This is a genomic window from Lapidilactobacillus concavus DSM 17758, assembly GCF_001435835.1.
Classification (GTDB): Bacteria; Bacillota; Bacilli; order Lactobacillales; family Lactobacillaceae; genus Lapidilactobacillus; species Lapidilactobacillus concavus.
The window spans coordinates 61,442-74,121 of record NZ_AZFX01000059.1; the positions used below are offsets into that span (position 1 = coordinate 61,442).

General features: G+C 44.7%; 12 protein-coding genes. 1 reads left to right on the plus strand and 11 read right to left on the minus strand.

The features are described from left to right. Positions 1-788: 788 nt before the first annotated feature. Both FC15_RS05815 and FC15_RS05820 read right to left on the minus strand, forming a co-directional pair. Complete coding sequence (locus tag FC15_RS05815; protein ID WP_057824829.1) at positions 789-1,718, minus strand: 2-dehydropantoate 2-reductase; 930 nt, start codon at positions 1,716-1,718, stop codon at positions 789-791. 122 nt (positions 1,719-1,840) lie between these two features. Further along, positions 1,841-2,110 (minus strand): YdeI/OmpD-associated family protein, encoded by a 270-nt coding sequence (locus tag FC15_RS05820; RefSeq protein WP_057824831.1) that lies wholly within the window; start codon positions 2,108-2,110, stop codon positions 1,841-1,843. Between the two features lie 365 nt (positions 2,111-2,475). Between FC15_RS05820 and rpsD the strand changes: the two genes are divergently transcribed. Then, positions 2,476-3,087, plus strand: a complete 612-nt coding sequence (rpsD, locus tag FC15_RS05825) for a 30S ribosomal protein S4 (protein ID WP_057824832.1) — start codon at positions 2,476-2,478, stop codon at positions 3,085-3,087. A gap of 722 nt (positions 3,088-3,809) precedes the next feature. Here rpsD and FC15_RS05830 read toward each other — a convergent pair. The 9 genes from FC15_RS05830 to FC15_RS05870 all read right to left on the minus strand — a co-directional run bounded on the left by FC15_RS05830 (position 3,810) and on the right by FC15_RS05870 (position 11,943). Then, positions 3,810-4,130 (minus strand): hypothetical protein, encoded by a 321-nt coding sequence (locus FC15_RS05830; RefSeq protein WP_057824834.1) that lies wholly within the window; start codon positions 4,128-4,130, stop codon positions 3,810-3,812. A gap of 219 nt (positions 4,131-4,349) precedes the next feature. Next, the gene (phoU, locus tag FC15_RS05835; RefSeq protein ID WP_057824836.1) at positions 4,350-5,033 is read right to left on the minus strand and encodes a phosphate signaling complex protein PhoU; all 684 of its coding nucleotides are present in this window, start codon (positions 5,031-5,033) and stop codon (positions 4,350-4,352) included. A gap of 35 nt (positions 5,034-5,068) precedes the next feature. Next, on the minus strand, positions 5,069-5,833 hold the full coding sequence (pstB, locus tag FC15_RS05840; RefSeq protein WP_057824838.1) for a phosphate ABC transporter ATP-binding protein PstB: 765 nt from the start codon (positions 5,831-5,833) through the stop codon (positions 5,069-5,071). 44 nt (positions 5,834-5,877) lie between these two features. Further along, a complete protein-coding gene (pstB, locus tag FC15_RS05845; RefSeq protein WP_057824840.1) occupies positions 5,878-6,687 on the minus strand; it encodes a phosphate ABC transporter ATP-binding protein PstB in 810 nt (269 codons plus the stop codon). A gap of 3 nt (positions 6,688-6,690) precedes the next feature. Next, complete coding sequence (gene pstA / locus FC15_RS05850; protein ID WP_057824843.1) at positions 6,691-7,587, minus strand: phosphate ABC transporter permease PstA; 897 nt, start codon at positions 7,585-7,587, stop codon at positions 6,691-6,693. Next, complete coding sequence (gene pstC, locus FC15_RS05855) at positions 7,587-8,513, minus strand: phosphate ABC transporter permease subunit PstC (protein ID WP_057824845.1); 927 nt, start codon at positions 8,511-8,513, stop codon at positions 7,587-7,589. The genes pstA and pstC overlap by 1 nt, the downstream gene beginning before the upstream one ends. Beyond that, positions 8,510-9,370, minus strand: a complete 861-nt coding sequence (locus FC15_RS05860) for a phosphate ABC transporter substrate-binding protein PstS family protein (protein WP_057824847.1) — start codon at positions 9,368-9,370, stop codon at positions 8,510-8,512. The genes pstC and FC15_RS05860 overlap by 4 nt, the downstream gene beginning before the upstream one ends. 135 nt (positions 9,371-9,505) lie before the next feature. Then, complete coding sequence (locus FC15_RS05865; protein WP_057824849.1) at positions 9,506-11,239, minus strand: sensor histidine kinase; 1,734 nt, start codon at positions 11,237-11,239, stop codon at positions 9,506-9,508. Beyond that, positions 11,236-11,943: a response regulator transcription factor gene (locus tag FC15_RS05870; RefSeq protein ID WP_057824850.1), complete on the minus strand. Its 708-nt coding sequence runs from the start codon at positions 11,941-11,943 to the stop codon at positions 11,236-11,238. The genes FC15_RS05865 and FC15_RS05870 overlap by 4 nt, the downstream gene beginning before the upstream one ends. Positions 11,944-12,680: the final 737 nt, after the last annotated feature.

A 12,680-nucleotide genomic window follows, 5' to 3' on the forward strand; every position in this document is an offset into this window, starting at 1 on the left:
GGCTTTGAAATTAAGTGCAGAAACTAACAATTATCACTGAAACAGTTATTCAATAGTTTAGACTGAATCAGAAGTTGCAAAGGAAAATGATTGTGATGCTGTGAAAGTTTTGTTGGTCTGCACGATTTTTACGGACTTACAGAACGGGTAAATTGGAGACTTCGAATAGAGTGTGTAACAAGGCGGTTAGCTTCTGAGCATTAACGATAATTTCTGAATGATTCGGTTACGAATCGTTTAGAAATTGTGGTTAAGCGCAAGAAGTTGCCTTGTGGAACACGTTTTCGAAGGCTCCAATTTTAGTCGAAAGCTACTTTTAGCTTGCTAAAAGAGCTGTAGACGGCCCCACAGCAGGAACAACCATTTTTCGTAGCAACTTCGCAAATAGCAATAAAAAAATTTGCCTTTTTAAGCAGTCACGATTTGTTAGTCTGACTATCATTTTTCGTTCGAAGAAATAGGCTGCCAACAAATCTTGCCCAGTTATTTTGAGTTACCGACTAAACTAGAAGTTGCGGAAGACAATGGGCATGATTGCAGTGACAGTGCTATAAGCTCGAAATATGTTTCGAGCTTATAGCACGGCAAAACTTTAGATTTTGTGCAACAAAAGCTACAAGTTTTAGGCGAAAGCTCCTTTAGAAGCTTGCTTCTAAAGAGCTGCAGCCGGCCCCACAGGCTAGCATGCCCATTGTCTGTAGCAACTTCGGGCTGCACGTCCCGCAGTAACTTCGACGAGGCAAGGCAAACAAAAGAGCGATGCTCAACTCGCATCGCTCTTTTCGTCTTTATTTAACTAACAAAACTTCTTTTGCATGAATCATCTGCGTCAGCGCTTCGCAAACCGGCGTTTGTAACTTCAGCTCGGCAGCTTGGGCGGCAACGTAACCATTCAGGTAGTCGATCTCGGTTAGGCGATGGTGCATGATCAAGTCTTGATACATGCTTGGATAATGTTCGCCGGCTTGGCTAGGATCATACAGCTTGCCAATGTGTTGCGCGACTTCGTCAACGTTCAACAAGACGCCTTCGTGAGCCGCAATCTTCGCAAACTCGGTGACGATTTCGTGAACAAGTGCATCTGACTGTGGTAAGCGTCCGAACTGGGCGATGTTACAGTCTAACAAGGTACACAACGTATTGAGTGTGCCGTTAACACAGGCTTTGCGCCAGATTGAAAACATCACATTATTGCTGTAAGAAGCTTTTAAACCAGATGCATCAAAAACTTGACAGATCTTTTCTGCGGCAACTTCTTCATCAGGATCAATATTCTGAATCTCGATGCTGCCATCACCTACTAATTTAACGTGACCAGGTCCTAACAAGGCAGCGGTCCACAAAGTGATCCCCATGAAAATATTTTCTTTTTTAATGTATTTTTCAATGACGTTGGTGTGTCCGAGGCCATTCAATAGGCAGACGATCTTAGTCTCGGGAGTAAGTATGGGTTGGATAGCCTCCAACATGCTTACTAATCCCATCGACTTCGTAAATAAGACAACTAGTTCAGGTTTGAAACTCACATCTTGTGGCAAAAATGCGTCGATCTGAACTTGTTCACTGCCTTGATCCGTATCAATCTGTAGACCATCGCGATTGATTTTAGCCACGTGTTCTGGCCAAGTATCAATCAGGATCACATCGTTTCCGCCACGTTTCAACATTGTTCCAAAGCGCGAGCCCATTGCACCCGCGCCGGCAATTGCAATTTTCATTTTGTCAAACCTCCGTTCTCTTCAAATATAGTCCTGTCCGCGTTTTTCTGCAAGATTTTGCGAATTTTCAATGATTTTCTGTGCTGTGGGTGCTGCTGATCCGAACACTTCGAATCTACGACCTAATCCGCAGCTCGTTGTGCCTTCATCGCCGATGCATAGCCACGTTTAGATTTGTACCCAGCGGCCAATACCTCTTTCATCTCAGCGATGTGTCTGTCTTTGGTCGCGGTTGCCTTACTGCCGAAGATAAACTTGGCCCACTCGCGTTGATAGCCCTTCGTCAGTTGATCGAAGAATTCGAGTAACTTTCCTTCGTCCGACTGTGAAAACAACGCTCGAACCGCTGGAATATCGGCTTCGTAATCCGCTAATGATTTCTGAATTGCCATAGATAACCTCCTATTATTTAACTCGTCGTAATCTTAGTTGTACTCACGATTATATTTTACAGGTTATGACACCAAATGTCTGCCTGTGCAATAGAAAAGCCATTGGCTATTGCGATTTGTGCGATTATTTGGTAAAATCGTAGATGTGTAAAATATGCAGCACAAGGCGGCAAGCTCGTCAACATTTACCAACGACTTCACTGATTTCAGCGTCATAACTGAAATGTGCAACGATCATGTGTCGTTGCCTTCTAGTTCAATTGCGTAACCCGCGGCTGCACGTGGCGAAGATTGCAATGGTAAATGCACGAATGTTAAACCTTGATCGTGTATTTTACTCCAAAAAAATATTTGGAGGATTTCCTATGTCTCGATATACAGGTCCATCATGGAAAGTTTCTCGCCGTCTCGGCCTTTCACTTTCTGGTACTGGTAAAGAATTAGCACGTCGCCCTTATGCACCTGGTGATCATGGTCCTAACAACCGTCGCAAGTTGTCAGAATATGGTACCCAAATGCGTGAGAAACAAAAATTACGTATGATGTACGGCTTAAACGAACGTCAATTTAGAAACTTATTCGTTCGCGCTGGTAAAATCAAAGAAGGTAAGCACGGTGTTAACTTCATGATCTTACTGGAACGTCGTCTTGATAACTTAGTTTATCGCCTTGGCTTTGCAACAACACGTGCGCAAGCTCGTCAATTAGTTGCTCATGGCCATATCACAGTTGATGGCAAACGCGTTGACATCCCTTCATACGAAGTTGAAGTTGGCCAAGAAATCTCATTACGCGAACGCTCACGTAACTTAGTGATCGTTAAGAGCGCCTTGGAGAGCACTGTAAGTCGCCCTTCATTCGTTACTTTTGATGACACGAAGTTAACTGGTAGCTTAGTTCGTTTACCAGAACGTGATGAGCTCGAACCAGAAATCGACGAATCACTTGTTGTCGAATTCTACAACCAAAAACTATAATCCCTATTCAAAGGGTTACAGCAAAAACGTCCGATTTTACTCGGACGTTTTTTTGTTTGGCATTTTTTATTGGTGCATCGTCAACTGAGTTGATAGAAATTTTAGCAAGGGTGATTCCTATAACAAAATACCCCATAATTGTAAGAGGGCCGTCTAACAATTATGAGGTGATTTAAGATTATCGGTGAGTCTTTAAGCTGAATAGGACCACTCAGAAGCAAATTGATCCTTATTTATACCAAACCACAAGACTGACGACTATACTGATTACCACAAAAATACTAGCAATGATTAGAATTGAAATTCCTAACCATAACGGTGCACCAGGCCAAGATATTTTCACTAATAACCAAATAAGCCATGAAATAACATTGCCAAGATTGCAAACTTTCTTGATTAATTTGGTATTCATCAGGGCACCATTTGAACCTTTCTTTGATTCTCGATGGTAAACCTCGTGAAAGATCAATCGTGACAACTATAGCATAAGTCATCTTGGCTTTAATAATGATTAAATTAGATTCCTGTTTGCAGCACGCAAATAGGTCAACAATTATACACCAATAGCATGTTAACGAGGATCAATTAATCTTGATTACAAGTTAACTATAACACAATAGATAGATATATCAATAATTGCCTTGTGAGATTTGTATTGAATATTAACCTGTTCGCATTGTTTCACTTGGTTTGTTGTTTTATTGAACACCATCGCCCCTTGTTTACTCATCATCCTCAGTTTCGAAACTGATTTCGCGAATTGAATCATCGATTTCATCCGTGAATCCATCGGCGTCTAAACGTTTGCGCCATTCATCTGGATTTTGATCGTTCGTGATTGTATTCTTGAGATTACGATAGAGCTGTTCAAGAACTTCATGCCACATTTTCTCAACTTGAACGTTGATCTCCGCTTGATTCCAGCGACGTGCCGGTGCCCGTTCTGCGTTCAATTGCTGCTGATGTACGGTCGCCTTTTCGCAAAAATCTGCTTTAGCGGTTGTTAAACTCTCGAAGTAATTGATAAATTCGTTGAGATTCATTTGAGATTCCTCCAGTTGAACTGATTAATTCTACAGCTTCATTATACGAACGTATGTTTGTAAATGCAATCTTATTTTTAACAATTTCGACTTTTTACTGGTGTGTTCATCACAAGTTTGCGACTCGAATCAACGCAATCAACGGAAAGAATCGGCGACGTCATCAAAAAAAGATCCCAACCTAATTAATCTCAGTTGGAATCTCTAATAATATTTATCTTACAGCACATTCTCTTCTTTGGCATTGGAATTTAATTCGACCAATTTCCCGGTATCGAGATAGACGATCCATTCGCATATATTCGTGACATAATCACCAATTCGTTCGAGGAAACTGTCAACTAGCATGTAGTCCATGCTCCCAACAATCGTTTCAGAATCGGCTTGCATCTCAGCAACACACATCTGATAGATTTTGTTTGAGAAGGCGTCGACGTTTTTATCTTCCGCGGCAATTGCTGTTGCACGTTTGACGTCGGCTTTGACATAGGCATCCAAGACTTCTTCAACCATCGTTTTGACCTTCGTTGCCATCTCAGCGAGAACTTCTTCGATCTCGGGGACGCGGACGTTGCCTTTCACGCGAATCGTTGACTTGGCAATACTGACGGCATGATCGCCCATTCGCTCTAGATCCGAACTGGCCTTCATCACGGTCACAATCATGCGCAGGTCAGAAGTGACAGGCTGTTGTAGCGCGATCATTTCAAACGACCGTTTCTCCAAATCGACTTCGCGCTCGTTGATATGCTGATCAGCTGCAATGACTTCTTTTGCCAATGTCTTGTCATGATCAATGAAGGCACTGACCGACTTGTAAATGGCCTCGTTGACCATCATGCCCATCTCGGAAAAGCGAACGTGTAAGTCGTTTAACTCATCTTCGAAATTCTGTCTAAACATTTTAGTTTCCTCCTTTAAATGGTGTTTGCAACCGGCTAACCGAAACGACCGGAAATGTAATCTTCGGTTTCTTTCTTTTGTGGCTGCATGAAGATGTCTCTCGTTTCGCCGAACTCGATCAGTTCACCGGCTAAGAAGAAGGCGGTTCGATCCGAAATACGCGAGGCTTGCTGCATGTTTCGGGTCACAATGACGATTGAATAATCTTCTTTGAGTTTCAGCATCGTACGTTCGATTTTATCACTAGAAATTGGATCTAAAGCACTCGTGGGTTCGTCCATCAAGATTACCTTGGGCTTGGTCGCCAAAACGCGGGCAATACAGATACGTTGCTGCTGACCACCTGACAAGCCCAATGCGTTGTCGTGTAGACGATCTTTGACTTCATCCCAAATTGCGGCAGCCTGAAGGCTTTTTTCGACGGCTTCATCTAAAACGGTCTTATTCTTTTCGCCGGAAATTCTGAGACCATAAGTCACATTATCATAGATGGAGAATGGGAAGGGGTTCGGTTGCTGGAACAACATTCCCACCTGTTTACGTAGTTCAACAGCATCCATGTTGGGCGCGTAGACATTCTGGTCGTCGACTTTGATCGTGCCTGTGACCGTGACATTCGCCACTAAATCATTGAGCCGATTAATGGTCTTCAACAGCGTTGACTTGCCACAACCAGAGGGGCCGATGACTGCGGTGATCTCATTTTTTTTGAAATTCATCGTGACGCCCTTCAATGCCTCCAACTGGCCGTAATAGACGTGGAGATCTTGAACAGTGATCAAGTTATTATCTTTAGACATCTCGTTTACTCCTAAATTGAATCGTATCGGCAATCATCATCAGATTAACCAAAGTGACCGGAAACATAATCTTCAGTGGCCTTAATCTTCGGCCGTGTGAAGATTTTCCGCGTCTCATCGTATTCCAGCGCATCTCCCAGATGGAAGAAGGCGGTATAATCGCTGATACGTCCGGCTTGTTGCATGTTATGTGTCACGATAACGATCGTGTAATCCTTCTTCAATTCCATCAAGGTATCTTCTACCGTTGCAGTTGAAACAGGATCCAAGACACTTGCGGGCTCGTCCAACAATAGAATATCTGGTTTCATCGCAATCGCTCGCGCAATACAGAGACGTTGTTGCTGTCCACCAGATAATGCTAAGGCACTCTGATGAAGATCATCTTTGACCTGCTTCCATAGTCCGGCTTGCTTCAATGTCCGCTCAACCGTCTCGTCGAGCACATCCTTGCGCTTCTCGCCATGACGCTTCAACGCGAAGGTAATATTCTCATAGATCGACTTGGCGAAGGGATTTGGCTGTTGGAAAACCATCCCAATGTGTTTACGCATTTCGTAGACATCAATGTTGTTCCCGTTGATATCAAGTCCACGATACATAATCTTGCCGGTTACTTTTGTCCCGGCAATATTATCATTCATGCGATTCAGTGAACGCAGATAAGTCGACTTGCCTGAACCAGAGGCACCAATCAGCGCGGTGATCTTGAAACGTTCGAACGCGAGTGACACGCCGTGAATGGCTTCGTGGGTCCCGTAACTCACGTGAAGATCGTCTGTCGAGAGCGCGATTTCACGTTTGCCATCATCGAGATCCTTCAGATAACGCTCGGATTTATCATATTCCTGCATGGGTTACTTGCGCTCCTTTACGCCAGTCAGTCGGCCGTATAAACGATTGCCAACATAACGAGCAGCGAAATTTAAAAGTAAAACGAATAAAACCAGAATTGCTGAAGACGCCGCCGAAACTTTGGTCGCGTCCGGAATAATGCCTTCAGAATTAATCTTCCAAATGTGAACAGCCAGTGTTTCAGCCGAGCGCAATGGATTCAGGGGACTTGCAATATAGAGCGGATTCCAATTACTGAAATCCAGTGGCGGTGAACTCTGGCCCGCTGTGTAAATCAAGGCAGCCGCTTCACCGAAGATACGACCCATACCTAAGATCATCCCGGTAATAATTCCGGGTAAAGCCGCCGGAACCACCACGTGGATCACTGTTTCCCAACGTGAAAGTCCTAAGGCATAGCCTGCTTCTCTTTGCGTATAGTGAATGGACTGTAGCGAATCTTCGACCTTACGCGTTAATAGTGGCAGATTGAAGACCGTTAACGCCAAGGCGCCGGATAGAATCGAGAAGCCAAATTTCATGTTGATAGAGAAAACTAAGAAGCCGAACAAACCGACAACGACTGAAGGTAACGAGCTTAAAATCTCGATGGCGTTACGCACAAGATTAGTCAGCCAATTCTTCGGCGCATATTCAGACAGATAAATACCGGCGCCAACGGATAACGGTACGGAAATCAACATTGCTAAAACTAATAAATAAATCGAGTTGAACAGCTGAATCCCAATACCACCACCGGCTTGAAATGAACTTGAACGGCCGGTAATGAAGTGCCAGCTAACATTCGGTAGGCCGGAGACGAGGATGTAGAGCAGCAGAAACGCTAAGACGAAAATAATGAAGATTGAAATCAAATATAAAATTGTTGTCGCAACTTTATCCCACTTACGTGCGTTCATTAGTGCATCGCTCCTCTCTTACCGATCCAGCGGATGATGATGTTAAAGATTAATGGCATGATCAATAATAAGAGCGCCAATGACCAGAGCGCATTGTTGCTAAGCGAGCCCATCACTGAGTTCCCCATTCCCATGGTCAGCACACTGGTTAAAGTCGATGCCGGCGAAATTAGGTTACTTGGCAATAACATGGCGTTACCAATAACCATTTGCACAGCCAAGGCCTCGCCGAATGCACGAGACATCCCGAAGACGACCGCCGTGATGATGCCAGAAACTGATGCGCGGAGGACAACTTTATAGATTGTTTGCCAGCGAGTCGCGCCTAATGCCAAGGAGGCCTCACGGTAATTGCGCGGCACACTATTGAGCGCATCGACAGTCATGGAAGTCACCGTTGGCAGAATCATGACGAATAGGACGAAGGTTCCCGATAAGATCCCGAAGCCGCTGCCGCCAAAAGTATGGCGAACAAACGGAACCACCACAGACAATCCGATAAAACCATAAACAACCGATGGAATCCCCACGAGTAATTCAATCACCGGCTGTAACACCTTACGCCCGATTCTCGGTGAGATCTCGGTCATGAAAACCGCCGCACCGATTGCAAATGGCGTTGCCACAATTGCGGCGAGAAAAGTAACGGCGAACGATCCAATGATCATTGGTAACGCGCCAACTTGAGGATGTCCCTGTGCATCCGTGGTGCTTGGATTCCAAATCGTTCCCGTCAGAAACTTCCACAAGTTAACCTTGTCGTGAAAGAAAGTTGCCAACCCTTTGGAGGCCACAAAATAGAAGATTGAGACCACGACGGCGACAATGATCGCAATACAAAGTCCAGAAATAATTTTACCGAAAAGTTCGTTCTTACTTGCCCGTGAACGTTTCAATAGGCTGGCACGAATCTCATCATTGTTCATTTAATGGCTGCCACCTTTCCCGTTAAAGTTCGACTGACTTTCATGTCCTTGATGGGAATGTAGCCCATCTCGCCAACTATCTCGTCTTGAATTGTGTCAGAAAGAATGTATTTCATAAATTGCGCGGTGAGTCCCTCTGGCTTCCCGTTCGTATACATGTGTTCATACGACCAGATTTGCCATTTGTTCGTCTGCACATTTTTATCGGTTGGTGTGACCCCATCGATATTCAACGTCCGCAGCGTTTGATCAACGTATGGAAATGCCATATAGCTGATGGCACCCGGTGTTGACGCCACGATCTGGCGAACCATTCCGGTCGAATCCTGCTCCTGAGCCTGCATCGTGCTGCGTCCTTTCATGACCCAGCGTTCAAAAGTATCACGAGTCCCACTACCTTGAGCGCGATTGATGACCACGATTTTTTGATCAGGTCCGCCTAATTTTTGCCAGTTCGTAATATCCCCGGAAAAAATCTGAGCGAGTTGACTCAAGGTCAAGTTCTTGATCGGTATTTTTTTGTTCACAACGGGGGCAACCCCAACAACAGCCACGCGATGGTCAACGAGATGCTTGGCATTGATTCCCGACTTCTGTTCGGCGTATAGGTCAGAATTCCCGATCTCAACAGAACCTGCTTGAATCTGCGAGAGTCCCGTTCCCGAGCCACCACCTTGAACGTTGATAAACTTTCCTGGATACTCTTCAGTGAAACGATCGCCTGCCGCTTCAACTAAGGGTTGTAGTGCAGATGATCCGACTGCAGTGATCGACTCACCTGATTGCTTCAAGCCGCAACCAGACAAGATGATCATCAGAGAAGTTAATCCCAATAACGTGATCAGTTTCTTCTTCAAGTTTTATTCCTCCATGATAACTACTACCAGTATAGGGATATCATGTAACAAAAAAGCACAGTTCATGTAAAAGTCTTGTAAATTTTTGATAGGGCGTATCTTCTAGCTGAATCATCGCCCATCATCGTGACTTATCTAGGCTTTCAATCCATTCGCAGACACGTGTTCGTCAGTCAGCGGTAACTCGGTGGTGAAAATACTACCGACGCCAAGTTGACTCTTCACGCTGACCTGACCCCCTAACTGTTCGACTAAGTTGGCAACGATCGCCAATCCTAAACCGGTCCCACCCTGATCGTGTTGATGAGAATGATCCGTCCGGTAGAAACGCTCGAAGACACGTGCTTGATCCTCTGTTGTGAGGCCATCACCTGTATCTTGAACATGAAGAATCAACTGATGATCCGTCGTTTGTAAATGAACGATGACCTTACCCCCACGATGATTGTAGGCAACCGCGTTTGTTAGCAAATTGCGAATAATCTGCCGGATTTTCACTTCATCCGTCAATGTTGGTGCGTGATAGTCGTCGCGCATGACCTTAACTTGAAGTTGTTGCTGATCAATCTGATGATGCAGCACTTGCAGCTCTTCATCGACAACTTGTGCTACATCAATGGCTTCCCACTTCAAAGGCTGATCTTGATCCGCCTTCGAAAGCAGCAGAATGTCATGAATGAGCGCCTCAAGATGTTGTGCCTGATCACGAATAATCGTTAAGAACTCAGTCGACTTCTCCGGATCATCCTTCGCGCCATCGAGTAACGTTTCTGCAAAGCCTGCAATTGAAGTAACTGGCGTCCGTAATTCGTGGCTCGCATTCGTGACAAAATCCAATTGAGCACGCTCATTTTGTTTGATTTCAGTTAAATCGTAGAGCATCACGAGTACTTTTTGTTTCGGCTCGGCACCGCCGTGACTCACGAGAGAAATCACGTCCGCCGCGACGAAGCGACCTTCATCACCCACCAGCTGAATATCACGCCGACGATGAGTATGCTTGGTTGGATTCCGCAAGGCATGCTCGATCATTCGACTAAGTGAATAAGTCTTGACATAGTCCATATAATTCGCCAACTGGTCTGGCCAGACAGGCGTATTCATGATTTCACCCAATGCGTGGTTGGCCATCTCGACCTGACCACTCTCATCCAGCAACATCACGCCTAGCGGCAAATTCTCGATCAGCGAACGCAGACTCTGCTTCTGTAAGCGCGCTTCCGCAAATTGATTGTTCACCGACTGCCCCAAATGATTGACCGTACTGGCCAGGTTAAACAGGGGATCATTCGGCGTCAAAATAATTGGCTCCTGCTCTTGGTGAGTTTCGATCACTTTTAGATTCTCGGTGATCTGCTTAATACGTTGCTTACGCGTTTGACTGGCACGGAATAACAACAAGCTCAGCAGGCCGACAATGAAGAGATACACCACGGTGAACATCATCCATGTCCGCATATAATTTTTCTGAATTGTATTAATAGGTTGCACCAGAACCGCCTGACGCGTATTTTGCGCGTCACTAACGAGATACAGCCAATTAGCCTGTCCCTTGTATTGAATCCGCGTAAACGGCCGATTCGAGTTAACCAGATTATGATCCACCACACTATTGGCCACACGACTCAGTTCATTCGAACCCTTCGCCGGCAAGTCAATCGCATAGAGTTGAAAATTATTCCGCCAACGATCAAAGGTTTGCGTATGGTCGGCAGTCGTGACCTCTTGCTGATATTCCGCGCCAAAATGACGCAGCTGATCCTGTTGATTCGTCGCCAAAAAATGGTTAACCAAAAAGAACATCAATAAATAAAAAATGACCGCAACCAACCCGATCCAAAAACGCCGTAACTTCAAATTAACTTTCATTCTGACTGCCCTCCATCTAATCGATACCCGAAACCTCTGACTGTCTGCAAAAATTGTGGATTTTTAGGATCAATCTCAATTTTATCCCGTAGATGACTAATCTGAATATCCACCATTCGGCTCATCACCGCTTCTTGTGTTTGCCAAACATTCTCCATGATCTGCTCGCGTGTCACCACTTTACCTCGCTGATCCACTAAGAACGAAAGTAATTCATATTCCTTCTTAGTCAACGCTAAGGATTGTTCTCCGCGATGCAAATGATGCTGATCCCGTCGCCAACTGACCGGCCCAAAATAAATTATCGCCGCCTCTTGCGCCTGATGCACAGGTGCTTTCAATTTACCCCGCCGACCCAATACCTTAATTCGCGCCAATAGTTCACGCGGGCTAAACGGCTTGGTCATATAATCATCCGCGCCCAATTCAAGACCAATAATCTTATCGGCCTCCTCTTGTTTAGCCGTCAGCATGATCAACGGTGTCTGCACGCTGGCGCGACGCAAACGCTTAGTCACCTCGATACCATCGATTTTAGGCAACATCAAATCCAGGACGATGCAATCAAACTCCTGATGCAACGCTAAATTCAGCGCACATTCCCCGTCCGCCGCGGTTACGACATCATAGTGTGCCTGCTGTAAATTATAAGTGATCAATTGCCGAATACTCGGCTCATCATCCACAACTAAAATTCTTGGCATGTTCTACTCCAATTGTTTCTCTATTATCTTTAAGTATAGCATGCAAAGGGGCTTTGTTTGTATAGATAGCTATTCCTTATGTTTGCAGCTAAGCGTTCTGGAACCAAAGTCGCCGCCGGTCGGTAAACCAAAGTTGCTGCGGAAAATGGTTGTTCATGCTGTGGGATGTGCCACCCGAAGTTGCTACAGACAATGGGCATGCTAGCCTGTGGGGCCGGCTGCAGCTCTTTAGAAGCAAGCTTCTAAAGTAGCTTTCGCCTAAAACTTGTAGCTTTTGTTGCACAAAATCTAAAGTTTTGCCCGTGTTATAAGCTCGAAACACGTTTCGAGCTTATAGCACTGTCACTGCAATCATGCCCATTGTCTTCCGCAACTTCTAGTTTAGTCGGTAACTCAAAATAACTGGGTGTGATTTACTTGCAGCATTTTTCTTCGAACAAAAAATAATAATCACGTTTTAAAGATCGTGATTGCGTTAAATGGCGAAATTGAGATACGACTAATATTTAGATTCACGACAATTACTAGTACATTTCGATCGAAAATGACAAGTTCTTTGGCATGAATATTTGTATTAGTCGTACGTCTAGAATAACGAATTGAGAAAATCAAATTTTTTTATTGCTATTCGCCGAAGTTGCTACGGAAAATAGTTGTTCCTGCTGTGGGGCCGTCTACAGTTCTTTTAGCAAGCTAAAAGTAGCTTTCGACTAAAATTGGAGCCTTCGAAAACGTGC